The 22,991-nt window shown below is 72.5% G+C and carries 20 protein-coding genes; 8 read left to right on the top strand and 12 right to left on the bottom strand.

The features are described from left to right. Window positions 1-319: 319 nt before the first annotated feature. The 3 genes from ispG to ASC54_RS09755 all read right to left on the bottom strand — a co-directional run bounded on the left by ispG (window position 320) and on the right by ASC54_RS09755 (window position 2,952). A complete protein-coding gene (ispG, locus tag ASC54_RS09765) occupies window positions 320-1,468 on the bottom strand; it encodes a flavodoxin-dependent (E)-4-hydroxy-3-methylbut-2-enyl-diphosphate synthase (protein WP_200932313.1) in 1,149 nt (382 codons plus the stop codon). A gap of 61 nt (window positions 1,469-1,529) precedes the next feature. Next, window positions 1,530-2,171, bottom strand: coding sequence for a CoA transferase subunit B (locus tag ASC54_RS09760; RefSeq protein WP_055860494.1), 642 nt, complete (start codon window positions 2,169-2,171; stop codon window positions 1,530-1,532). Window position 2,172: 1 nt separating this feature from the next. After that, on the bottom strand, window positions 2,173-2,952 hold the full coding sequence (locus ASC54_RS09755; protein ID WP_055860491.1) for a CoA transferase subunit A: 780 nt from the start codon (window positions 2,950-2,952) through the stop codon (window positions 2,173-2,175). Window positions 2,953-3,108: 156 nt separating this feature from the next. Here ASC54_RS09755 and ASC54_RS09750 point away from each other — a divergent pair, with 156 nt between their 5' ends. Beyond that, window positions 3,109-4,290 (top strand): acetyl-CoA C-acyltransferase, encoded by a 1,182-nt coding sequence (locus tag ASC54_RS09750; protein WP_055898654.1) that lies wholly within the window; start codon window positions 3,109-3,111, stop codon window positions 4,288-4,290. Between the two features lie 28 nt (window positions 4,291-4,318). Here ASC54_RS09750 and ASC54_RS09745 read toward each other — a convergent pair whose 3' ends face one another. Then, window positions 4,319-5,647, bottom strand: coding sequence for an RIP metalloprotease (locus ASC54_RS09745; RefSeq protein ID WP_055898651.1), 1,329 nt, complete (start codon window positions 5,645-5,647; stop codon window positions 4,319-4,321). A gap of 95 nt (window positions 5,648-5,742) precedes the next feature. On the opposite strand from ASC54_RS09745, the gene ASC54_RS09740 reads away from it, so the two are divergent. The 4 genes from ASC54_RS09740 to ASC54_RS12860 all read left to right on the top strand — a co-directional run bounded on the left by ASC54_RS09740 (window position 5,743) and on the right by ASC54_RS12860 (window position 9,390). Further along, window positions 5,743-7,071, top strand: coding sequence for a serine/threonine-protein kinase (locus ASC54_RS09740; protein WP_055860483.1), 1,329 nt, complete (start codon window positions 5,743-5,745; stop codon window positions 7,069-7,071). Next, window positions 7,068-7,496 (top strand): hypothetical protein, encoded by a 429-nt coding sequence (locus tag ASC54_RS09735; RefSeq protein WP_055898648.1) that lies wholly within the window; start codon window positions 7,068-7,070, stop codon window positions 7,494-7,496. Before ASC54_RS09740 ends, ASC54_RS09735 begins: the two co-directional genes overlap by 4 nt. A 134-nt stretch (window positions 7,497-7,630) precedes the next feature. Beyond that, window positions 7,631-8,878: a serine/threonine-protein kinase gene (locus ASC54_RS09730; protein ID WP_055860477.1), complete on the top strand. Its 1,248-nt coding sequence runs from the start codon at window positions 7,631-7,633 to the stop codon at window positions 8,876-8,878. Further along, window positions 8,875-9,390, top strand: coding sequence for a hypothetical protein (locus tag ASC54_RS12860; RefSeq protein WP_055898644.1), 516 nt, complete (start codon window positions 8,875-8,877; stop codon window positions 9,388-9,390). The genes ASC54_RS09730 and ASC54_RS12860 overlap by 4 nt, the downstream gene beginning before the upstream one ends. A 2-nt stretch (window positions 9,391-9,392) precedes the next feature. Here ASC54_RS12860 and dxr read toward each other — a convergent pair whose 3' ends face one another. The 3 genes from dxr to ASC54_RS09710 all read right to left on the bottom strand — a co-directional run bounded on the left by dxr (window position 9,393) and on the right by ASC54_RS09710 (window position 12,095). Further along, entirely contained in the window at window positions 9,393-10,484 is a 1,092-nt protein-coding gene (gene dxr / locus ASC54_RS09720; RefSeq protein WP_200932312.1) for a 1-deoxy-D-xylulose-5-phosphate reductoisomerase, read from the bottom strand. A gap of 41 nt (window positions 10,485-10,525) precedes the next feature. Next, a complete protein-coding gene (locus ASC54_RS09715; protein WP_235451447.1) occupies window positions 10,526-11,530 on the bottom strand; it encodes an FKBP-type peptidyl-prolyl cis-trans isomerase in 1,005 nt (334 codons plus the stop codon). Window positions 11,531-11,609: 79 nt separating this feature from the next. Continuing rightward, window positions 11,610-12,095 carry an OsmC family protein gene (locus tag ASC54_RS09710; protein WP_055860466.1) on the bottom strand — a complete coding sequence of 162 codons (486 nt, stop codon included), beginning with the start codon at window positions 12,093-12,095 and terminating at the stop codon, window positions 11,610-11,612. A gap of 54 nt (window positions 12,096-12,149) precedes the next feature. Here ASC54_RS09710 and gabT point away from each other — a divergent pair, with 54 nt between their 5' ends. Continuing rightward, window positions 12,150-13,511, top strand: a complete 1,362-nt coding sequence (gene gabT, locus ASC54_RS09705; protein WP_055898636.1) for a 4-aminobutyrate--2-oxoglutarate transaminase — start codon at window positions 12,150-12,152, stop codon at window positions 13,509-13,511. Next, on the top strand, window positions 13,508-14,512 hold the full coding sequence (locus ASC54_RS09700) for an asparaginase (RefSeq protein ID WP_235451446.1): 1,005 nt from the start codon (window positions 13,508-13,510) through the stop codon (window positions 14,510-14,512). Before gabT ends, ASC54_RS09700 begins: the two co-directional genes overlap by 4 nt. A gap of 24 nt (window positions 14,513-14,536) precedes the next feature. On the opposite strand, the gene ASC54_RS09695 is transcribed toward ASC54_RS09700, so the two are convergent. Genes ASC54_RS09695 through ASC54_RS09680 form a run of 4 tightly spaced genes read right to left on the bottom strand, consistent with a single transcriptional unit; the run spans window position 14,537 to window position 18,711 of the window. Next, window positions 14,537-15,292 (bottom strand): ABC transporter permease, encoded by a 756-nt coding sequence (locus ASC54_RS09695; RefSeq protein WP_055862036.1) that lies wholly within the window; start codon window positions 15,290-15,292, stop codon window positions 14,537-14,539. 38 nt (window positions 15,293-15,330) lie between these two features. Beyond that, a complete protein-coding gene (locus ASC54_RS09690; RefSeq protein ID WP_055860460.1) occupies window positions 15,331-16,242 on the bottom strand; it encodes an ABC transporter permease in 912 nt (303 codons plus the stop codon). A gap of 3 nt (window positions 16,243-16,245) precedes the next feature. After that, window positions 16,246-17,460, bottom strand: a complete 1,215-nt coding sequence (locus tag ASC54_RS09685; protein ID WP_055862034.1) for an ABC transporter ATP-binding protein — start codon at window positions 17,458-17,460, stop codon at window positions 16,246-16,248. A 45-nt stretch (window positions 17,461-17,505) separates the two neighbouring features. Continuing rightward, window positions 17,506-18,711 carry a PotD/PotF family extracellular solute-binding protein gene (locus ASC54_RS09680; protein WP_055860457.1) on the bottom strand — a complete coding sequence of 402 codons (1,206 nt, stop codon included), beginning with the start codon at window positions 18,709-18,711 and terminating at the stop codon, window positions 17,506-17,508. A gap of 254 nt (window positions 18,712-18,965) precedes the next feature. Here ASC54_RS09680 and ald point away from each other — a divergent pair, with 254 nt between their 5' ends. Beyond that, a complete protein-coding gene (gene ald, locus ASC54_RS09675) occupies window positions 18,966-20,081 on the top strand; it encodes an alanine dehydrogenase (RefSeq protein WP_055898633.1) in 1,116 nt (371 codons plus the stop codon). Between the two features lie 40 nt (window positions 20,082-20,121). On the opposite strand, the gene ASC54_RS09670 is transcribed toward ald, so the two are convergent. Further along, window positions 20,122-22,977, bottom strand: coding sequence for an FtsK/SpoIIIE domain-containing protein (locus tag ASC54_RS09670; protein WP_055898631.1), 2,856 nt, complete (start codon window positions 22,975-22,977; stop codon window positions 20,122-20,124). Window positions 22,978-22,991 lie beyond the last annotated feature (14 nt).

Raw genomic sequence — 22,991 nt, 5'->3', positions numbered from 1 at the left:
GGGACGGGCATCCGACACGGCACCCCCCGTTCGAGGGGATCGGCAGCGCGCAGGGCACAATGAAACAGGCCTGCGAGCGACGGCAAGGGGGGCTTGGGTCGCTCGCAGGCCCTTCCCGTCGCGCGAGAGTGCGCGCAGCGGGAAACCTGCACGACAAGAGGGTCCCCCTGGCGACCCTCGCGAGTCCTACCGCCGCCCCCCGGCGTCGTAGTCAGAACGGCCCCCCGGCCGATGTCCCCACTGTAGTGACCGCGCGGGTGCGCGGTTCAGTCCCCCATCAAGGGGACAGCCCCGCGCGAGAGGTGCGCGGGCGGCCGGATCAGGCCGTGACGACCTCGGGCTCGCCGACGGCGCCCGCGGGCATCGACGCGGCGAGGCGGTTGGCCTCCTCGATGAGCGTCGCGACGATCTCGCTCTCGGGCACGGTCTTGATGACCTCGCCCTTGACGAAGATCTGGCCCTTGCCGTTGCCGGAGGCGACGCCGAGGTCGGCCTCGCGCGCCTCGCCGGGGCCGTTCACGACGCAGCCCATGACGGCGACGCGCAGGGGCACGGTCATGCCCTCGAGGCCCTTCGTGACGTCCTCCGCGAGGGTGTAGACGTCGACCTGGGCGCGACCGCACGAGGGGCACGAGACGATCTCGAGCTTGCGCTCGCGCAGGTTGAGGCTCTCGAGGATCTTGAGGCCCACCTTGACCTCCTCGGCGGGAGGGGCGGAGAGCGAGACGCGGATCGTGTCGCCGATGCCCTCGCCGAGCAGGATGCCGAAGGCGGTCGCGCTCTTGATCGTGCCCTGGAAGGCGGGGCCGGCCTCGGTGACGCCGAGGTGGAGCGGCCAGTCGCCGCGCTCGGCGAGCTGGCGGTAGGCCTTGACCATGACGATCGGGTCGTTGTGCTTGACCGAGATCTTGAAGTCGTGGAAGTCGTGCTCCTCGAACAGGCTCGCCTCCCACACGGCGCTCTCGACGAGGGCCTCGGCGGTCGGCTTGCCGTACTTCTGCAGCAGGCGCGGGTCGAGCGAGCCGGCGTTCACCCCGATGCGGATGCTCACCCCCGCCTCCTTCGCCCGACGCGCGATCTCGCCGACCTGGTCGTCGAACTTGCGGATGTTGCCGGGGTTCACGCGGACCGCGGCGCAGCCGGCGTCGATGGCCTGGTAGACGTACTTCGGCTGGAAGTGGATGTCGGCGATCACCGGGATCTGGCTCTTCTTGGCGATGATGTGCAGCACATCGGCGTCGTCCTGGCTGGGCACAGCGACGCGCACGATGTCGCAGCCGGTCGCGGTGAGCTCGGCGATCTGCTGGAGGGTGCCGTTGATGTCAGTCGTGGGCGTCGTCGTCATCGACTGCACGCTCACCGGGTGGTCGCTGCCGACCATGACCTTGCCGACCTTGATCTGGCGGGTCTTCCGGCGAGGAGCGAGCACCTCGGGAACCTTGGGCATTCCGAGATTGACAGCAGGCACGGCGACTCGACTTTCCGGTGGAGCACGGGCGCGCGCGGCGCCCCTCAGGGACAGGCTCAGACTAGAGCACGGGGCTGAGCAGGAGCTCGGGCTCGGTCGCGGCTCGCACCTCCTCCGCGCTCACCCCCGGAGCGCACTCCACGAGCACGAGGCCGTCGGGCGTGACGTCGATCACGGCGAGATCGGTGATGATGCGGTCGACGACCCCGCGCCCCGTGAGCGGCAGCGAGCACTCGCGGACGATCTTCGCCGAGCCGTCCTTCGCGACGTGCTCCATGAGGACGATCACCCGGCGCGCGCCGTGCACGAGATCCATCGCGCCGCCCGGACCCTTGACCATCTTCCCCGGGATCATCCAGTTGGCGAGGTCGCCGGACTGCGAGACCTGCATGGCCCCCAGCACGGCCGCGTCGATCGCGCCGCTGCGGATCATGCCGAAGCTCAGCGCCGAGTCGAAGAACGCGGCGCCGGGATCGATCGTGACGGTCTCCTTCCCGGCGTTGATGAGATCCGGGTCCACGGCATCCTCGCCCGGGTACGGTCCGACGCCGAGGATGCCGTTCTCGGACTGCAGGATGACGCTCACGCCCGACGGCATGACGTTCGGGATGAGGGTCGGCAGCCCGATGCCGAGGTTGACGTACGAGCCGTCGGCGAGCTCGCGCGCGGCGCGCGCGGCCATCTGCTCTCTCGTGAGCGCCATGTCACTCCCCGTCCGGTCGACGCACGGTGCGACGCTCGATGCGCTTCTCGATGTCGGGGCCGACGACCACGACGCGGTCGACGAAGACGCCCGGCAGGTGCACCGCATCGGGGTCGAGCTCGCCGGGCTCGACGAGCCTCTCGACCTGGGCGATGCAGACGCCGCCGGCCATCGCCGCGAGCGGCGAGAAGTTGCGCGCCGACTTCTCGAAGACGAGGTTACCGTGGCGGTCGGCGACGGCGGCGTGGACGAGCGCGAAGTCGGTCGTGATGGCCTCCTCGAGCACGAACTCGCGCTCGGCGCCGCGGTACGGCAGCAGGCGCACCTCCTTCGGCGCCGAGGCGAGCGCGACCGTGCCGTCCGGCGCGTACCGCTGCGGCAGGCCCCCCTCGGCGACGGGCGTGCCGACGCCGGTCTGCGTGAAGAACGCCGCGACGCCCGAGCCGCCGGCCCGCAGCTTCTCGGCGAGCGTGCCCTGCGGCGTGAGCTCGACCTCGAGCTCGCCGGAGAGGAACTGCCGCTCGAACTCCTTGTTCTCCCCCACGTACGAGGAGGTCATCTTCCGGATGCGGCGCGCCGCGAGCAGGACGCCGAGCCCCCAGTCGTCGACGCCGCAGTTGTTGCTCACGATGCTGAGCTCATCGGCGCCCTGATGGAGCAGCGCCTGGATGAGCACCATCGGGATGCCGCAGAGCCCGAACCCGCCGACGGCGATGCTGGACCCGCTCGGAATGTCGGCGACGGCCTCGTGAGCCGATCCGACGGTCTTGTCGATGGACACGACCCTCGTCCCTTCCCGAGTCGACGACGGAGCGGCCCCGTTGCCGCTCACAGATCGACTCGGCACCAGCACCCTACCCACCCGACAGCGCTACTGTCGTTCGTATCCGCACGAGCGCTCACGAGGCGCGCGGACGAGCGCGAAGGAGCCCTCCCCATGTCGGACGACATCGTCATCATCGGCGCAGCCCGCACCCCCCAGGGTCGCGCGCGCGGCGCCCTCGCCCCGCTGACGGCCGTGCAGCTCGGGGCGACGGCCATCGCCGCGGCCCTCGCCGAGTCCGGTCTCTCGCCCGAGGCGGTGAGTCGTGTGCTCATGGGGCAGGTGCTGCAGGCGGGAGCGGGGCAGAACCCGGCTCGCCAGTCGGCGCTCGCGGCGGGCATCCCCTGGTCGGTGCCCGCGATGACGCTCAACAAGGTCTGCCTGTCGGGCGCCGTCGCCGTCGTCGATGCGGTGCGGATGCTCCGCCTCGGTGACGCGGACGTCGTCGTCGCCGGCGGCCAGGAGTCGATGACCAACGCCCCGCACCTGCTGCCCGGCAGCCGCCTGGGCTGGGCCTACGGGACCGTGAGCGCGCTCGACTCCGTCGCGCACGACGGCCTCACCGACACCACCGACGGCATCTCGATGGGCGAGAGCACCGAGCGGCATGTCGGTGCGCTCGGCATCACGCGCGCGGAGCAGGACGAGATCGCCGCCGCCTCGCACCAGCGCGCCGCCGCGGCGCGCGACGCCGGGCGCTTCGCGGCCGAGCTCGCCCCCATCGAGGTTCCCGGGCGCGGCGGGGCGACGACCCTCATCGACGACGAGGGGGTGCGCGCCGACAGCACCGTGGACTCGCTCGCCCGGCTGCGGCCGGCCTTCTCCGCGAACGGCACGATCACGGCCGGCAACGCCTCGCCGCTGAGCGACGGCGCCGCGGCCCTCGTGCTCGCCCGCGCGGCGTGGGCGCGCGAGCAGGGGGCGCCGGTTCTCGCGCGCGTCGTCGACTACGGGCAGGTCGCCGGCCCCGACAACTCCCTCCACGGTCAGCCCGCGCGGGCGATCGCCCGGGCGCTCGAGCGAGGCGGATGGCGGGCCGACGAGCTCGACCACGTCGAGATCAACGAGGCCTTCGCGGCGGTGTCGCTGCAGTCGGCGCGCGATCTCGACCTCGACCTCGCGGTCGTCAACCCCGACGGCGGCGCCATCGCGCTCGGCCACCCGATCGGCGCCTCCGGGGCCCGGCTCACCGTCCACGCCGCCCACTCGGTCGCGGCGGGGCGGGCGCGCCGCGCCGCGATCGCCCTGTGCGGCGGGGGCGGGCAGGGCGAGGCGATCCTGCTCGAGCGGGTGTGAGGCGCGCGGCGAGCATCCGCCCTCTCGACTAGAAGAGCGAGACCGGCTTGACGATGTCGGCGTAGATGAGCAGGGCGCTCATCGCGCCGAGCACGACGACGACCGCGAGCGTGAACGGCACGAGCTTCGCCGTGTCGATCGGCCCCGGGTCGGGGCGCCGGGTGAGCCTCGCGAACGCGCGGCGCAGCCCCTCCCACAGGGCGCCGGCGATGTGACCGCCGTCGAGCGGCATGAGCGGGATCAGGTTGAAGACGAACAGCGCGACGTTGAGCGAGGCGAGGAGGCCGATGAGGCTCGCCACGCGCTCGGCGACCGGGGTCGAGTCCAGGCTCGCGATCTCGCCCGCGATGCGGCCCACCCCGACCACGCTGATGGGGCCGTTCGGGTCGCGCTCCTCGGGGCCGAACGCCGCCTCGGCGACGTCGACCATCCGCTGCGGGAGGTTCAGGATGATTCCGACGACGGCGGTGACGTTGTCGCCGACCGCGGGCAGCACCTCGCCCACCGGCTGCTGCACCGTCTCGTACGCGGGCGCGATGCCGACGAAGCCGACCTCCTCGGTCAGCAGCTCGCCGTCGGGCCCCTCGACGATCTCGCCCTCGGCGTCGAACGCGTAGCGCTCGGTCAGCAGCGGCGTGATCGTGACGGTCCGCTCGGCGCCATCGCGCTCGATCACGACGGGCAGGGCGTCGCCGGCCGCGGGACGGACGAGAGCGGTGACGTCGGCCCACTCGCGGATGCTCGTCCCGTCGATCGCGACGATGCGGTCGCCCGGCAGCAGCCCCGCCTCGGCGCCCGGGGCCGCGGGGTCGCCCGACTCGCACTCCTGGCGCTCGCTCGTCGCGGGGAGGACGCACTGGGACACGCTGCCGAGCGTCGTGGAGGGCTGCGGGATGCCGAAGCCGACCAGGAGGACGGCGTACAGCAGGACCGCGATCACGAGGTTCATGAGGGGGCCGCCGAGCATGATGACGACGCGCTGCCGGACGGGGAGCCGGTAGAAGGTTCGGTGCTCCTCCCCCTCGACGATCGTGTCGGCGGAGGCCGAGCGGGCGTCCTGCACGAGGGTCTGGAAGAAGCCGGTCGAGGCGGTGCGGGCTCGACCGCCGGACTCGACGGGCGGGTACATGCCGGCCATGGAGATGTAGCCGCCGAGCGGGATCCACTTGACCCCGTACTCGGTGTCGCCGCGGCGCCACGAGACGATCGTGCGGCCGAAGCCGATCATGAACTGGCCGACCCGCACGCCGAAGAGCTTCGCGGGCACGAAGTGCCCGAGCTCGTGCAGCGCGATCGAGACGACGAGCCCGACGACGACGACGAGCACGCCGAGGATGTACAGCAGAACGGGCTCCACGGCGCCACTGTAGCGCCGCGGCACCGCCCCGGCCCTGAGTCGCGGCTGAGCGGAGCCCTGACGGGCGCTCGGCGCTCGGAGTACGATCGGTCTCCGTGACGGGGGTAGAGCAGGCCGAGCAGGTGGCGCAGCCGACGGACGAGCGCGTGGGCACCCTCGTCGCCGAGCGGTACCTGGTCGAGAGGCTCATCGGCCGCGGCGGCATGGCGACCGTCTACGAGGCCGCCGACCAGCAGCTGCCTCGCCGCGTCGCGCTGAAGATCTTCAAGCCCGAGCTCGCCGACGGCGACGATATGCGCCGCCACGAGGCGGAGGTCGCGCTGCTGGCCTCGCTCAACCACCCGGGCCTCGTGACGCTCTTCGACGCCTCGACCACGGAGGACGGCGGCGCCGTGCTCGTGCTCGAGCTCGTGCAGGGCGACGATCTGCGCCTGACGATGGATGAGGGTCCGCTCCCGAGCGAGGAGGTGGCCGTGATCGGCGCCGCCGTCGCCGACGCCCTCTCGTACAGCCACGATCGGGGCATCGTGCACCGCGACGTCAAGCCGGGCAACATCCTCGTGCCCGCCCACGACGGCACCGACACCGCGCCGCGCGCCAAGCTCGCCGACTTCGGCATCGCCCGGCTCGTCGACGAGACCCGCGTCACCGCCACGGGCGCCGTCCTCGGAACGGCGCACTACCTCAGCCCCGAGCAGGCCGTCGGCGGCGAGGTCGGCCCGGCGAGCGACGTCTACTCGCTCGGACTCGTCCTGCTCGAGGCGCTCACGGGCGAGCGGACCTTCCCGGGAACCGGCGTGGAATCGGCCGCCGCCCGGCTCGCGCGCGATCCCTTCCTCCCGCCCGACATGAGCCCCGAGTGGGCCGGCCTCATCCGCGCGATGACCGCGCGCGAGCCCGACGATCGGCCGACCGCTCGCGAGGCCGCGGAGCGTCTGCGGGCGATCGCGAGCATCCCCGCCTTCCGGCCCGTCGACGAGTCGCTCGACGCGACGCGCGTGCTGCCCGCCGTTCCGACCGAGGCCACCGAGGCGATGGGGGCGGATGCTGTGCTCGGCTCCCCCGGCGCGGCCGCGATCGACGCCCCGAGCTCGGCGCCGCGCTCGTCCGTCGACGAGCCCACCGCCGCGATGACCGCCGCGCACGCGCCCGCCGACGGCGCTGCGAGCGCGCCCGCCACGAGCATCCCCGCTCGGCACGAGAACGGGCTCGCCTCGCGCTGGGAGCAGCTCCGGACGCGGCCCCTCGCCGTCGCGGCGACGATCCTGGCCGCCCTCGTGCTCGTGCTCGTCGGCTACGGCGCATCGACGGCGCTCGCCGGGCTCGCGGCGGCCGACGCGCCGCCCGCGGCTCCCGAGTACCCCGCCGTCGACGGCGCACTGGGCGAGCACCTCGAGCAGCTGCAGCGGAGCGTGGCCCCGTGAGACGCCGACTCGGCGAAGCCCTCGGCGCCGGGGCGATCGTGCTGGCGCTGCTCGCCGGCTGCGCGCGGGCCCCGGCCTACGACCCGGCGACCGCCGAGCGCCTCCAGCAGCACGTGCTCGCAGTGAGCGACGCCTCGGCCGCCGGCGACTGGGCGACGACCACGACGCGACTGCTCGAGCTCGAGGCGTCGGCGAGCACCGCCCTCGCGCGCGGCGAGATCACGCAGGAGCGCTTCGACGCCATCATGTCCGCGCTCGCCCTCGTGCGGGCCGACATCGACGCGGCCGTCGCCGAAGCGGAGCGCGCGGCGGAGCAGGCAGCCGCGGAGCAGGCGGCCGCGGAGCAGGCCGCCGCCGAGGAGGCCGCCCGTCAGGCCGAGGAGAACAGCGGCAACGGCGACAAGCGAGGCAAGAAGGACGACTGACGGGTCGTCGCGGGCGATCGCCCGATCGGCGCCGTGACCGGGCGCTCGCACTGCTTGTACCGGCGCGCGGAGGCGAGCGCAACCCCCACTCCGCGATGAGGCGTCCCGGCCGTCCGGGGATACCGTGAGCACTGATGACGATCGAGGCGATCCACGGCGGTGCGCTCGACCCTCGGGTCGGGCGCGTCGTCGGCGAGCGCTACCGCGTCGAGCGGCTCATCGGTCGCGGTGGGATGTCGAGCGTCTACGCCGCCACCGACACCGCTCTCGGGCGCACCGTCGCCCTCAAGCTCTTCGTGAGCACAGCGCGCGGCGACTTCGATCGGCAGAGCGCCGAGATCGGCGTGCTCGCCGGCCTCAGCCACCCCGGCCTCGTCACGCTGTACGACGCCTTCGAGAGCTCCGACGGCGACGGCGTGATCGTCCTCGAGCACGTCGACGGCCCCGACCTCCGCCAGCGGCTGCGCCAGGGACGGCTCGACCCCGACGCGGTCCGGCTGCTCGGGCGCTCGATCGCCGATGCGCTCGCCTACGTGCACGGCCACGGCGTCGTCCACCGCGACGTGACGCCCGCGAACATCCTCCTCCCCGGCGAGCGCAGCCACGGCAGCCTCCCCGTCGCCAAGCTCACGGACTTCGGCATCGCGCGCATCATCGACAGCACGCGGCAGACGAGCGAGGGCTCCGTCATCGGCACGGCCAACTACCTCAGCCCCGAGCAGGCTCTCGGTGCGGATGTCGGCCCGGCGAGCGACGTCTACTCCCTCGGGCTCGTCATGCTCGAAGCGCTCACGGGCGAGCGGGCCTTCCCTGGCACCGGCATCGAGGCGCTCGCCGCGCGACTCCACCGCTCCCCCGCGATCCCAGAATCGGTGCCGCCGGAGTGGCACGGCATCCTCGCCGCCTGCGTCGCTCGCGAGGCCGGCGACCGCCCCACGGCGGACGAGGTGGTCAAGCGCCTGCGACGCCTCGGCCGGGCATCCGCCGCTCACGGGGTCCGCACCGGACCGACGGCGACCGCGACCGCCGCGTCCCCCTCCCCGGTCGCCATCGATGACGAGCACGGCGCGGGCGCCGCCGTCGGGACGAGCCTCACGATCGAGCAGGCCCTCGCGGTCGACCCGACCATCGCGACGGCGCAGTCCCGTCGCGTCCGTCTTCGCGGCCGTGACGACTACCGCGGCGCACCCAGCCGGGGGCGCCGCGCCCTCCTGCTCTACACCGCCGTCGGGGTCATCGCCGCCGCGCTCTCCGTCGGCCTCCCGCTGCTCCTGACCGTCGAGCAGACGGACCCGGTCGAGACCGTCGAGCCCGATTACCCCGGTGTGGACGGATCCCTCGGGAACCACCTGGAGCTCCTGCAGAGACTGGTGGCGCGATGAGAGCCGGAGCCGCGGTCATCCTCGCGCTCGCGATCGGCCTCGCCGGCTGCGCCTCGGACGAGCCGGAGCGGGTCTACACGCCCACCGCGGCGAACGAGCTGCAGTCCGTCGTCCTGGAGATCTCCGAGGCCGCGAGCATCGCCGACTACGCCGCGGCCGCGGGATCGCTCGACGAGCTCGAGGCCGCCACGATCGCCGCGTTCGCGCGCGGAGAGCTCAGCAGCGCCCGGTACGACGCGATCATGGTCGCCATCGGGCTCGTGCGCTCGGACCTCGAGGTCGCCATCCAGCAGGAGGCCGAGGCCACGCGCGAGCCGACTCCGACCCCCGAGCCCGTCGACGCCGGATCCGGGACGATCGGCGGGACGACGGGCGGCACGACGGTCGGCACGGGCGCGACGACCGACGGCGGCACCTCCGGGAGCACGGGCACGGGCACCGGCAACGGCAACGGTCGCGGCAACCCCGGCGAACCCGGCCCGCCGAACGACCGGGGCAAGCCGAGCGGCTGAGGCTACGGGGCGAACGCGCCGCTCGCGATGAGCGCGTCGGCCTCGGCCCGCGCCCAGCGCTCCGCCTCCAGCACGCCCTGCAGCGTCATGGGCTGCGGCTCGTGCCGGTCGACCACCGCCCGCACGACGTCCAGGATGCCCAGGTAGCTCACCGCGCGATCGTGGAACGCGTGGACGGCCTGCTCGTTGGCCGCGTTGAGCACGGCGGGGAAGGTCGCGCCCGCGACGCCGACGCTCTTCGCGAGCGCCACCGCCGGGAACGCCTCCTCGTCGAGCGGCTCGAAGGTCCAGGTGCTCGCGGTCGTCCAGTCGAGGGGCGCGCCGACGCCGACCACCCGATGCGGCCAGTCGAGGCCGAGCGAGATCGGCAGGCGCATGTCGGGCGGCGAGCACTGCGCGATCGTCGACCCGTCGACGAACTCGACCATCGAGTGGACGATCGACTGCGGGTGCACCGTGACGTCGATGCGGTCGAAGGGCACGTCGAAAAGCAGGTGCGCCTCGATGACCTCGAGGCCCTTGTTGACGAGCGTCGAGGAGTTCGTCGTGATGACCTTCCCCATGTCCCACGTGGGGTGCGCGAGCGCCTCGGCGGGCGTGACGCCCTCGAGCGAGGGGCGCGAGCGGCCGCGGAAGGGCCCGCCGCTCGCCGTCAGCACCAGACGCCGCACCTCGTGGTGCTCGCCCGCGAGCAGCGCCTGCGCGATCGCGGAGTGCTCGCTGTCGACCGGCACGATCTGCCCGGGGGCGGCGAGGCTCGTCACGAGCGAGCCGCCGACGATGAGGCTCTCCTTGTTGGCGAGGGCGAGGATGCGCCCCGCCTGCAGCGCCGCGAGCGTCGGCGCGAGACCGACCGACCCGGTGATGCCGTTGAGCACGACATCGCAGTGCACGTCCCGCACGAGCTCGGCCGCGGCCTCGGCGCCGAGGGCGACGTGCTCCACGGAGTGGGCGCGCGCCTGGGCCTCCACGAGCTCGCGGTTGCGACCCGCCGCGAGCCCGACCACGCGGAAGCGATCGGGGTTCGCGGCGATGACCTCGAGCGCCTGGACGCCGATCGAGCCGGTGGAGCCGAGGATGATGACGTCGCGCATGGTCACCATCCTGCCCGACGCGCGCCGGGCATCCGTCGCCGCTAGCTCGTAGCGAGGATGTCGACGACGAAGACGATCGTGTCCTCCGCGCCGATCGATCCGTCAGGCGTGCCGCCCTGCGGGCCGTAGCCGAGCTCGGGCGGGATGATCGCGATGACCTGCGAGCCGACGAGCTGGCCGACGAGCGCGTCGCGGAAGCCGGGGATCACGCCGCTGGTCGGGAAGGATGCGGGCTGGCCGCGCTCCCAGCTCGAGTCGAAGATCTCGCCGGTGTTCCAGTTGATGCCGGTGTAGTGGACGGTCACGGTGTCGTCCGCGCCGACCTCCTCGCCGTCGCCCTGGATGAGCGTCGCGAGCTGGAACTCGGCCGGCGGCTCCTCGTCGGGGATCGTCACGGTCGGCGCGCCGTTCTCCGCGAGCTCGACGGCCGGGAAGCCCTCGGGTGCGTCCTCCGCGCTGCCCTCGGCGCGCTCGAGCGGCTTCGGGGCGATCGAGACGACGTCAGCGACGAATACGAGCGACTGCTCGGCCTCCAGCCCGAACTGGGGCTGGCCCTCGGCGCCGAACGCGTCGGCGGGCGGGATGACGCCGACGACGCGCGAACCCTCAGTGGCGCAGACGAGCGACTTCGACAGGCCGGAGAGCAGCTCGGACTCGCTGTCGACGAGCACCTGGACCGTCTGGCCGGCCTCGAACGTGGTCTCGATCTGCTCGGCGGTGCCGCCGTTGAGGATCGTGTAGTTGACGTTGACGGTGTCGCCCTCGGCGACCGCCGCGCCGTCGCCCTCGATGACGACGGTGCGCTCGGTCTCCTCCGGCTCCAGGGGGCCCTCGAAGGAGATCTCGGGCTGAGTCTCGAAGTCGCCGGCGACCGTGATGGCCTCGGAGGAGGCGCCCGAGGCGGCGGGCTCGCAGGCCTCGTTGGCGCGGTCGGCGGTGGAGTCCTCCGCGGCGGGGGTGCAGGCGGCGAGCGTCGCCACCAGACCGAGGGAGAGCAGAAGAGCGGAGGTGCGGCGCACGAGAGAGTCCTTTGCGTCAGCGGGCACGAAGTCCCCATCCTCCCACGGCCGGCCTTGGTGCGGGCTCCGAGCGGCGGCTCTGCCCCCGGCGGCGGCTCCCCCGCCTCTACGCGCTCGCGATGAGGATGCTCACCTCGTGGTGCACGGGGAAGCTCACCGAGTTCGCGATGAAGCACAGCTCGCTCGCCCTCTCGTGGAGCGCGCCTGCCCGGTCCGCATCCGCCCTCGTGTGATGCGCCGCGAGCGTCACGATCGGCCGCAGCGTCGCCTCGGTGAGCCGGCCGCCGTCGCCGACGGTCTCGAGGGTTCCCGTCGCGTCGTCGGAGTAGTCGACGACGACGAGCCCGTTCGCCGAGGCGACGTGCAGGTAGCTGAGCATGTGGCACTGGGCGAGGGCGGCGATCACGAGCTCCTCGGGGTTCCAGCGCTCGGCGTCGCCGTGGAAGGTGCGATCGCTCGACCCGTCGATCGCGTGGTTCTTGCCGTCGGCGAGGATGCGGTGGTCGCGCCCGTAGGCCCGGTACGAGGCCGTGCCCTCGCCCCTGTTGCCCGTCCACTCGATGCGGACGGCGTAGCCGTGGTGAGCGCTCATGATCGTTCCGCCTTCCGGCCCGGGCGGAGGACCCGGGAGTACACTCATCCCACCATGACTGACACCCTCTCCGCCTCCGTTCCGAGCGCCATGAGCGAGCACGAGGTCGCCCAGGAGCGCCGCATCGTCACCGCCGTTCCCGGCCCCAAGTCGCAGGCACTGCACGCGCGCCGCCTCGAGGTCGTCTCCGGCGGCGTCGGCACGACCCTCCCCGTCTACATCGACCGCGCGCACGACGCGATCGTCGTCGACGTCGACGGCAACCACTTCATCGACCTCGGCGGCGGCATCGGCGTCATGGGCGTGGGGCACACGAACGACGCGGTCGTCGCGGCCGTCCAGGAGCAGGTCGCCAAGGTCACCCACACGCTCTTCACCGTCACCCCGTACGAGCCGTACGTGCGCGTCGCCGAGCTGCTCGTGCAGCACACCCCCGGTGACCACGCGAAGAAGGTCGTGCTCGTGAACTCCGGCGCCGAGGCGCTCGAGAACGCGGTGAAGATCGCGCGCAAGCACACGGGCCGCAACGGCGTCGCGGTGCTCGACCACGGCTACCACGGGCGCACCAACCTCACCATGGCCATGAACTTCAAGGCCATGCCGTACAACCTCGGCTTCGGGCCCTTCGCGGGCGACGTCTACCACGCGCCGAACTCCTACCCCTTCCACGACGGCCTCTCGGGCGACGAGGCCGCCAAGCGCACGATCTCGTACCTCGAGAAGCGCGTCGGCGCTCAGGACCTCGCGTGCCTCGTCGCCGAGCCCATCCAGGGCGAGGGCGGGTTCATCGTCCCCGCCGAGGGCTACCTGCTCGCGCTGCAGGAGTGGTGCACCGCCAACGGCATAGTCTTCGTCGCCGACGAGGTGCAGTCCGGCGTCGCGCGCACGGGCGCCTGGTACGCGAGCGAGCACTTCGGGCTCGTCCCCGACATGATCACCACGGCCAAGGGCATCGCGGGCGGCATGGTCCTCGCGGGCGTCGTCGGCCGCGCCGAGATCATGGACTCCGCGCACGCGGGCGGGCTCGGCGGCACGTACGGCGGCAACCCCGTCGCGTGCGCCGCGGCGATCGCCGTCTTCGAGCAGATCGAGCAGCGCGGGCTCCTCCACGAGGCGGCGCGCATCGAAGGCACCCTCGTACCGCTGCTGCGCGAGCTCCAGGCCAAGCACCCGGTCATCGGCGACGTGCGCGGGATCGGCGCGATGATCGCGATCGAGTTCGTCGACCCCGAGACGCACGAGCCCGACGCCGCGACGGTGTCGCGCGTGGCCGCGGCCGCGGCGCAGAACGGCGTGCTCGTGCTCACCGCCGGGACCTACGGCAACGTGATCCGCTTCCTGCCCCCGCTCGTGATCACCGACGAGCTGCTGCGCGAGGCGGTCTCGGTGCTCGACGCCGCGCTCTCGGAGGCGTGAGCGCCCGCAGCGACGGCGCAGGTCGCGGGCACGGCGCGCTGACCGCGGCCGGCTCGGTCGAGCTCGCGGTCATCGAGCGGTCCGGCCTCGTCGAGTCGCGGCACGTGGGGGCCGCCGCGCTCGTCGACGCCGAGGGCCGCGTGCTGCGGGCCGTCGGCGACATCCGCGCCACCGTGTACCCCCGCTCGACCCTGAAGCCTCTGCAGTCGATCGCCGTGCTCGGCACGGGCGCGCGCTTCGCCGACGACGAGCTCGTGCTCGCGACCGCCTCGCACTGCGGCTCGCCCGCGCACGTCGCCGTCGTCGAGCGGATGCTCGCGGCCGACGGGCGCGACGCCTCCGCTCTGCAGTGCCCGGCTCAGTGGCCCCTCGGCGCCGGCGCGCGCGCCGACCGCCGCGCCGCCGGCCTCGGCCCCTCCCGCACGACGATGAACTGCTCGGGCAAGCATGCCGGATTCCTGCGCGCGAGCGATGCGCTCGGCGCCGATGCCGCGACGTACCTCGATCCGGCCCACCCGCTGCAGCAGCGCATCCGCTCGACGATCGAGGAGTGGACGGGCGAGCCCGTCCGGCACTCCAGCATCGACGGGTGCGCCGCTCCCCTGCACGCCACCTCGCTCGCGGCCCTCGCGCGCGGCATCGCCCGGGTCTCCGCCGGGAGCACCCCGGACGCCGCCCGCCTGATGCGCGCGATCGCCGCCGAGCCGTGGGCGATCGACGGCCCGGGTCGCGCCAACACCCTCGCCATCGAGCGGCTCGGTGTGCTCGCCAAGATCGGCGCGGAGGGGCTCGTCGTCATCGGCACCCGGTCAGGAGTCGCCGTGGCCGTGAAGGTGCTCGACGGCTCGATGCGCGCGACCACGCCGGTCGCGCTCGCCCTCCTGGTCGACGAGGGCCTCGTCGACGCCGACGCGGCCGCCGAGGTGCTCGCCGCGATCGTCGAGCCGGTGCTCGGTGGCGACGAGGTCGTCGGTGCGCTCCGCGTGACCCTCGACGGCTGAGGCCGGGCTCGGCGCCGTGCCCAGCTAGGACGTCTTCGCGAGCTTCCGTCGGCGCGCAGCCGCGGAGAACTGCGAGATCAGCACGAGCGCGATCGCGAGCAGGAAGACGCCCGAGGCGATGACGTTCGCCTCGGCCGGGATCCCGCGGGCGGCGGCCGTGTAGATGTACGACGGGAAGGTGACGTCGGCGCCGCGGTTGAAGTTCGTGATGATGAAGTCGTCGAAGCTCAGGGCGAACGACAGCAGCGCGGCGGCGATGATGCCCGGCAGCAGCAGGGGGAAGGTGATCCGCCAGAACACCTCGCGGGGGGACGCGTACAGATCGCGCCCCGCCTCCTCCAGCGCCGGGTCCAGGCTCGCGACCCGCGCACGCACCGTGACGACCACGAAGCTGATGCAGAACATCGTGTGGGCGAGGATGATCGTGCCGATGCCCTTGCCGACGCCGGCCTGCAGGAACTGCGCGGCGAGTCCCGCGCCGAGGACGACCTCCGGGGTCGCCATCGGCAGGAACAGCAGGAGCGTCGTGGCGGAGCGGAACCGGAAGCGGTAGCGCACGAGCGCGATCGCGATCATCGTTCCCAGGGTCGTGGCGAGCACCGTCGCCACGACGCCGATGAGGATGCTGTTGCCGAAGGCCTCGCAGACTCCCTGCGCGTCGCAGACGTTGAGCCAGTTGTCGAGGGTGAAGCCGCGCCAGACGATGTTGGTGCGGCGCGAGTCGTTGAACGAGAACACGATCGTGTAGACGATGGGCACCATCAGGAACACGAGCGCCATGATCGAGTAGATCCAGATCGCGTACTTCCCGAAGCCTCTCACAGCAGGTCCTCCGTTCCGCTGCGCTTCACATACGCGCTCACCAGGATCAGGATCGCGGCCATCAGCACGAGGGAGAGCGCGGCGGCGGCCGGGAAGTTCTGCAGCACCAGGAAGTTCGCCTCGATGACGTTGCCGATCATGGCCGTATCGGTGGAGCCGAGGAACTCGCGGCTCGCGTTCACGTAGTCGCCCGCGGCGGGGATGAACGTCAGCAGCGTTCCCGACATGATGCCGGGGGCCGCGAGCGGCAGCGTCACGCGGAAGAACGTCGACCGGGGGCTCGCGTACAGGTCGCCGCCCGCCTCCACGTAGCGCAGGTCCAGCCGCTCGAGGGAGGTGTAGATCGGCAGCGTCATGAAGGGGATGAAGTTGTAGGTGAGGCCGAAGACGACCGCGAACGCCGAGCCCGTGATCGCGGCATCCCCCGGAAGGATCGCGAGCGCCTGCAGGAAGCCGACGATCGGGCCCTCGTCCGAGAACAGCTGCTTCCACGCGATGGTGCGCAGCAGGAACGAGATGAAGAACGGGGCGATGACGAGGACGAGCGCGAGCGCCTGCAGGAGCGGCCAGCGACGCAGCGTGATGCCGACGAAGTAGGCGAGCGGGAACCCGATCAGCAGGGCGAAGAGCGTCGCGAGCGCGGCGAATCCGAACGCCCGGATCGTCTGCGGCCAGTACTGCTCGAGAACGGTGACGTAGTTCTCCCAGCGGAAGGCGTTCTCGAACTGGCCGAACAGCACCGGGTCGGGCTGCTGAAGGCTCGTGATGACGAGCGAGAACAGCGGGACGAGGAAGAAGAGTCCGAGGTAGAGGAGCCCGGGCAGCAGGAGCAGAAGAGCGATCGGGCTCTTCCTGCGGGCTACCGGCTCGGCCGCCGTCGTGGCGGTCGCGAATGCGCCGAAGGCCATGGGTCAGGCCCCCTCCAGCTCCGCCTCGAGCTGCTCGCGGCGCTGCGTCGCGATCATGCTCGTGTCGGTGTCGTCGTCGAACCGGTGCGCGGGAAGCTCCGAGGGCTCGTCCGCGAGCCCGAAGGTGTGCCCGACGTCCCAGGTCATCCAGACCTGGTCGCCGTCGCGGTGCATGCGGGAGATGCTCGTGTTCTGCGCGAACACGGTGAAGAGGCCGAAAACGGGCGAGCTCACCTCGTACTGCGTGCTGACTCCGCTGAACGACACGTCGGTGATGCGCCCGGGGCCGACCATGTTACGGCCGGAATCGCGCGCTGGTTCGGTGGCGTGCAGGGTCACCTTCTCCGGGCGGACGCCGATCGCGACCTCGCCCGAGTGGCGCGAGGCGCGGTCGCGGGGAACCTCGACGCGGTTGCCCGCGACATCGACGACCATCGACGAGCCGGTCGCGCTGACGACCTGGCCCGACATGATGTTCGACTGACCGAGGAAGGTCGCCACGAAGGCCGTGCGCGGCAGCTCGTAGAGCTCCTGCGGCGCGCCCATCTGCTCGATGACGCCCTTGTTCATGACGGCGACGGTGTCGGCCATAGTCATGGCCTCCTCCTGGTCGTGCGTCACGTGGAGGAAGGTGAGCCCGACGGTGTCCTGGATTCCCTTGAGCTCGATCTGCATCTGGCGGCGCAGCTTCAGATCCAGAGCGCCGAGGGGCTCATCGAGCAGCAGCAGCGCAGGACGGTTCACGATCGCGCGGGCGAGCGCCACACGCTGCTGCTGACCGCCCGAGAGCTGGGAGGGCTTACGGGACGACACGTGGTCGAGCTCCACGAGACGCAGCGCCTCGTGAGCCAGAGCATCCGCATTCGCCATCTTGCGCCTCTTCAGCCCGAACGCGACGTTCTCGATGATCGTCATGTGCGGGAACAGCGCGTAGCTCTGGAACACCGTGTTGACGGGGCGCTGGAAGGCCTTCGTCGCCGTAACGTCCTTCCCGCCGATGAGGATCCGCCCGGCGGTGGGCTCCTCCAGACCGGCGATGAGCCGCAGGGTCGTCGTCTTACCGCAGCCGGAGGGGCCGAGCAGGGCGAAGAACGATCCGGCGGGGATGCGCAGATCCAGGTCCTCGATGGCGGTGAAGCCGGGGAACCGCTTGGTGATGCCGACCAGTTCCAGGTCGGCACCCGCCTCGGCGAATCCCGACTGCGGAACAGCGCTGATGGACACCTCGGTGGTGCTCCTTCGGATGAGTGGGGTGGAGTCGGACTACGAGCCGAGCAGGATGCTCTGGAACGACGACTGGAACTCGTTCTCCTCCTGGGCGGTGAGCCCGCGGAAGATCTTCGCGTTCGCGAGAGTCTCGGCATTCGGGAAGATGAGCTGGTTCTCGGCGACCTCAGGATCGATCGCGAGCGCCGCCTCCTTCGCGCCCTCGACGGGGGTGATGTAGTTCACCCAGAGCGCCACCTCCGCCGCGACCTCGGGCTCGTAGTAGTAGTTGATGAGCTTCTCAGCGTTCGTCTTGCGCGGCGAGCCGATCGGGATGAGGAAGTTGTCGTTCCAGAGCGTCGCGCCGCCCTCGGGCAGCACGAACTTCCACTTCTCGTAGCCGGCCTCGTAGTTGAGCAGCGTGATGTCTCCCGACCAGCAGATCGCGGCGAGGGTGTCGCCGTTGACCAGGTCCTCCGAGTACGCGTTGCCGCGGACGTTGCGGATCTGACCGGACTCGACCTGCTCGCGGAAGACGTCGAGCGCCGCGTTGAACTCGTCGGCCGAGAAGTCGCCCGAGATGTCGACGCCCTGCTCGAGCATGATGACGCCGATCGTGTCGCGCATCTCCGAGAGCACACCGACGCGGCCCTTGAGGTCGGGTCGCCAGAGGTCGCTCACCGCGCGCACCTCGTCCGTCTCGTCGGTGTTGTAGCAGATGCCGGCGAAGCCGCCCTGCCACGGCAGCGAGTGCACGCGGCCCGGGTCGAACTGAGGGTCCTGCAGGCTCGCGACGAGGTTGGCCGCGTTGGGGATGTTGTCCTTGTTGAGCTCCTGCGTGTACCCGAGCTGGATCCAGCGGTTGACCATCCAGTCGGTCAGGCAGACCGTGTCCGCCCCGATGTCCTGACCGAGGGCGAGCTGGTCGCGGACCTTCGCGAAGTAGGAGTTGTTGTCGTCGACGTCGATGAGGTAGTTGACCTCGATGCCCGACTCCTCCTGGAAGCGCTGGAGCGTCGGGTAGTTGCCGTCGTCGTCCTCGTCGATGTAGAGCGGCCAGTTCGCCCAGTTGAGCGTCTTGTCGCTCTCGGACTGATCCTCGGCGGGCGAGACCTCCTCGGAGCCGGTCGAGCACGCTGCGAGAGCCAGTGCCGTGGCGCCCGCGCCGGTGCCGGCCAGCATGGCGCGGCGGCTGATCTGCGCCCGCTTGGCCTGCGCGATGAGGCTGCGGATCATCGGGTCTTCGGGAAGCGGACGGTGCATGGCGCTGCTCCTAACGCGAATCAGGTACGACGGTGTACTCGGGTTCTGTGACGGTGGGTCGATACTGGCACACCGCTTCCGGCATCGCACCATGTGCGGCCCGATTCGTCCATTCTGAAACACAATCTTCACGAAATCAGCACATCCGGGCGAAAAAACGTGCGGAATCCATCGCCCCGTGACGCTACGCTGATGCCGCAGCGCACCGTGGCGATGTGACCCGGGACGACGCTCGCCGACACAGGAGAGAGAACATGAGAATCGCGGTTCCCGCGGAGGTCAAGAACAACGAGTACCGGGTCGCGATCACGCCGGCCGGAGTGCACGATCTCGTCGCCAACGGGCACGAGGTCATCGTGCAGGCGGGCGCCGGACTCGGCTCCTCCATCACCGACGACGAGTACGCGGCGCAGGGCGCGCGCATCGTCGCCGACGCCGCCGCCGTGTGGGGCGAGGCGGAGCTCCTGCTGAAGGTCAAGGAGCCGATCGCCTCCGAGTACGCCCACTTCCGCCCCGGCATGGTGATGTTCACCTACCTGCACCTCGCCGCGGAGAAGGAGCTCACGCAGGCGCTGCTCGACTCGCGCGTGACGGCGATCGCCTACGAGACCGTCCAGCTGCCCTCGCGCGCGCTCCCCCTCCTCGCCCCCATGAGCGAGGTCGCGGGCCGACTCGCCCCCATCGTCGGTGCGAACGCCATGATGCGCCCCAACGGCGGGCCGGGGCTCCTCGTGCCCGGAGTCCCGGGCACCCACCCCGCGGACGTCGTCGTCCTCGGTGGCGGCGTCGCCGGGACGAACGCGGTGGCGATGGCCGTCGGCCTCGGCGCGCGCGTCACCGTGCTCGACACGAACATCCAGCGCCTGCGCGAGCTCGACGCGCTCTACGCCGGCAGGGTCCAGACGATCGCCTCGAACGGCTACGAGATCGAGCGCGCCGCGGTGCGGGCCGACATGCTCATCGGGTCGGTGCTGATCCCCGGGGCGAAGGCGCCGAAGCTCGTCAGCAACGAGCTCGTCTCGCGCATGAAGCCGGGCAGCGTTCTCGTCGACATCGCCGTCGACCAGGGCGGCTGCTTCGCCGACTCGCGGCCGACGACGCACGCCGAGCCGACCTTCACGGTGCACGACAGCATCTTCTACTGCGTCGCGAACATGCCGGGCGCCGTGCCGTCGACCTCGACGCACGCCCTCACGAACGCGACCATGCCGTACGTCCGCGCGATCGCGAACCGTGGCTGGCGCGACGCGCTCCGCGCCGACCCCGCCCTCGCCCTGGGGCTCAACACGCACGACGGCAGCGTCACCAACGAGCCCGTCGGCGCGGCCCACGGGCTGGACTCGATCGAGCTCGCGAGCGCGCTCGCCTGAGCCGCACCCGGCCGGCCCCGCCCGCGCGGGGCTGGCCGGGTCACACGTCGCGACCGGCCCCGAGGCGCAGCGCCTCCCATCGCGCGCGGATCGGACGGCGCCCGTCGACCACGATGACCTCGTCCTGCGCTCCCTCGTCGCGGAGGGGGATGCTCGCGCGCGCGCCGAGCACGGCGCGCGCGTCGCTCTCGCCGGCGTCGACGAGCACCACGTCGCCCTCGCGTCGCGCGAGCGCGAGCGCCGCCCATGCGGCCTGCCACGACTCGGCGTCGGCGACGACGATCCACGCGGGGTGCGGCGGCGTCAGGCGCGATGACGTCGGATCCGATGGCTGCGGGTGCGGCGGCGGCGGATGCGGCGACTCGGTGGAGCCCGAGGGCGGCATGCTGACCGCACTGGACAGCACGGCGGGATCGGTCGCGACCGCGATTCCCGCGCGGCGCAGGCGATCGGCGGTGACCGCGGGCCGCGGCGAGACGACCGCGGTCGGACGCCCCGGGGTCGGGCGCCAGAGCGGAACCTCGGGCAGGCGCGGCCCGGGGGGCGGGCCCTCCGGCTCGATCAGCTGCACCGCCCGGCCCCGCCAGCGTCCGCGACCGGGCGGGGCCGCGGCATCGAAGTCTCCCGGTGCGCCACCGGCGGCACGATGATCGTCGAGCGAGGCGGCCCGGAGCAGGAGCACCGAGTCGAAGCGGCCAACGACGCCGGAACGGGCGCGCAGGACCGATGAGCAGCTCGCCACGAGGGAGCCTCCCCGTCGGCGGAGCCGGCGATCGATCGCGTCGAGCGCGTCGAGGACGTCCAGCGCTCGGTCGCCCGCCTCGGCGACGAGCGCGTCGATCTCCGAGGCGATGAGCACGAGCGGGCGAGGAGGGGCGGCGGCCTGCGCGGTCGCTCCGTCGAGCTCGTCGCGGAGCTCCGCGAGCACGCCGAGCGCGTCGGCGAGCCCCGCAGGCAGCACCACGACGTCGCACTGGGCCTCCCCCGCGCTGCGCGCGATCATCGCGAGGGCCTCCGCCGCTCCGCTCCCCCGCGCGCCGACGACGAGCAGCGCGCCGTCGCGCTGCGGATCCCATTCGCCACGCACGCGACGCTGCCGATCGGGATCATCGACAGCACCCAGTGCCAGCCGGAGCGGCGGGGTCGAGGCGGCGGGCGCATCCCCCTGCGGCACCGGCGCCCAGGGGTCGGGCGCGGCGAGCGCGCTCGGCGCCCCGGTCTCCGCGTCGAGCGCCCGCGCCTCAGCGCGCGTGACGCGGGCCGGGAGGGGCGGGAGCCAGGGCCGCGCGGCTCGCGGGGCCGCCGCCCATCGAGCGGCGACCGCCTCGATGTCCGCCGGGGCGATCGTGGCGATGTGGACGGCGCGCGATCGACCCGCGACGGCGAGCACCGCCCGCCCGGCGGGAGACCCGTCCGGCGGGGGCGGACCGGGAAGGAGCCCAACGGCATCGGACGCGCTGGCCATGCGGAACGCGAGCCGGATGCCGCAGTTCGCGGCGACCGCATCGCGGACCACGCCGCCGGGTCGCTGCGTGCAGAGGACGAGATGGATGCCGAGCGAGCGCCCGCGGGCAGCGAGATCGGCCACGAGGGCCTGCAGCTCGGGGAAGCTCTCGACGAGGACGGCGTACTCGTCGACGAGGATGAGCAGTCGCGCAAGGGCCGCGGGCGGCAGCTCGCCGATGTCCCGCGCCCCGTGCTCGAGGAGGGCCGTCTCGCGCCGCCGGATCTCCGCGCGCAGGCTGCGGAGCGCGCGCTCGGCGGCGACCGCGTCGAGATCGGTGAGCAGGCCCGACACGTGCGGGAGGGCGGCGAGCTCCGCGAAGGCGGACCCGCCCTTGAAGTCGACGAGGAGGATCGATCGCTCGGCGGGGGCGCCGCCGGCCGCCCATGCGAGGGCGACCGTGCGGAGGAACTCGCTCTTGCCGCTGCCCGTGGTGCCGCCGACGAGAGCGTGCGGGGCGTCGCCGAGCAGGTCGAGCTCGACGAGCCCCTCAGCATCGACCCCGATGACGCCGGGCGCCCGGAGCGCCGGCGCCCCCGAGGACTCCGATGCGGGCGACGCCACCGGCGCGACGAGCGCCGCCCAGCGCAGGGACTCGGGCAGCGCGGGCGTCGCCGTCGCACGGCGATCGACGATCGCGGCGTGCTCGCGACGCGTGGCGCCCTCGGGGCGGATGAGGCGCTCGCGGCCATCCGGCAGGCGAAGGCGCGCACGCGTGGGCGATTCCACGATCAGGTCGACGGACGCCGACGCGGACTCCCCCGACCGGACGGGAGCGGCCTCCGTGGGAACGCGCTCGACCGAGCAGCCGGGATGCAGATCGACGAGTCGTGCGATCGAATCCGCGGCCCTCCCCCGACCGATCACGCGGACCGGGCCGGCGGGGACGACGACGGGGAGAGCCGGGTGGGTCGCGGCCTGCGCGACGAGGTCGGCGAGGCGCTGAGCGGTCGGCCCGTCCTCCAGCACCGGCGGCCTCTCCGGCGCGATCGCGCTCGGGGCCGGGGCGACCCCGAGCCGGACGGGCGCCTCCGGCGTGACACCCGGGTCGCGGGCGCGGACGCGCTCGTGCACGGGCGGATGCGCGGCGTCGGCGCGCGCACGCTCGAGGGCGTGCAGCTCGGGCACCCGGGCCAGCCATGCGCTGCAGTCGCGATCGAAGCGGGCCGCCTCGTCGCGCACGTGACGACGGGCGGTGCGCCGGGAGTCCAGCGCGGTCGCGATCGCGATGAGGGGGCTGAGCGCGGCGAACACGAGAACGAAGACCGAGCCGGTGATCAGGAGGATCACCACGGCGCCGATCGCCGGGGCGATGACGGCGATCACCGGGAACGGCGTACGCGGAGGGGGCGACGGCGGGGCGGGGAGCGGGGGCATGACGAGCGCGGTCATGCACGGAGTCAAGC

The sequence above is a fragment of the Yonghaparkia sp. Root332 genome (assembly GCF_001425665.1).
GTDB lineage: Bacteria > Actinomycetota > Actinomycetes > Actinomycetales > Microbacteriaceae > Microcella.
Note: the sequence above shows the minus strand (reverse complement) of the source record. Positions and strands in the feature narration are given on the sequence as shown.

Coding starts and splice junctions, on each gene's coding strand:
- ASC54_RS09760 (WP_055860494.1), bottom strand. CDS start 2,171: ATGGCGCTCACGAGAGAGCAGATGGCCGCGCGCGCCGCGCGCGAGCTC.
- ASC54_RS09750 (WP_055898654.1), top strand. CDS start 3,109: ATGTCGGACGACATCGTCATCATCGGCGCAGCCCGCACCCCCCAGGGT.
- ASC54_RS09730 (WP_055860477.1), top strand. CDS start 7,631: ATGACGATCGAGGCGATCCACGGCGGTGCGCTCGACCCTCGGGTCGGG.
- ASC54_RS12860 (WP_055898644.1), top strand. CDS start 8,875: ATGAGAGCCGGAGCCGCGGTCATCCTCGCGCTCGCGATCGGCCTCGCC.
- dxr (WP_200932312.1), bottom strand. CDS start 10,484: ATGCGCGACGTCATCATCCTCGGCTCCACCGGCTCGATCGGCGTCCAG.
- ASC54_RS09710 (WP_055860466.1), bottom strand. CDS start 12,095: ATGAGCGCTCACCACGGCTACGCCGTCCGCATCGAGTGGACGGGCAAC.
- gabT (WP_055898636.1), top strand. CDS start 12,150: ATGACTGACACCCTCTCCGCCTCCGTTCCGAGCGCCATGAGCGAGCAC.
- ASC54_RS09695 (WP_055862036.1), bottom strand. CDS start 15,292: ATGGCGCTCGTGTTCCTGATGGTGCCCATCGTCTACACGATCGTGTTC.
- ASC54_RS09690 (WP_055860460.1), bottom strand. CDS start 16,242: ATGGCCTTCGGCGCATTCGCGACCGCCACGACGGCGGCCGAGCCGGTA.
- ASC54_RS09680 (WP_055860457.1), bottom strand. CDS start 18,711: ATGCACCGTCCGCTTCCCGAAGACCCGATGATCCGCAGCCTCATCGCG.
- ald (WP_055898633.1), top strand. CDS start 18,966: ATGAGAATCGCGGTTCCCGCGGAGGTCAAGAACAACGAGTACCGGGTC.
- ASC54_RS09670 (WP_055898631.1), bottom strand. CDS start 22,977: ATGACCGCGCTCGTCATGCCCCCGCTCCCCGCCCCGCCGTCGCCCCCT.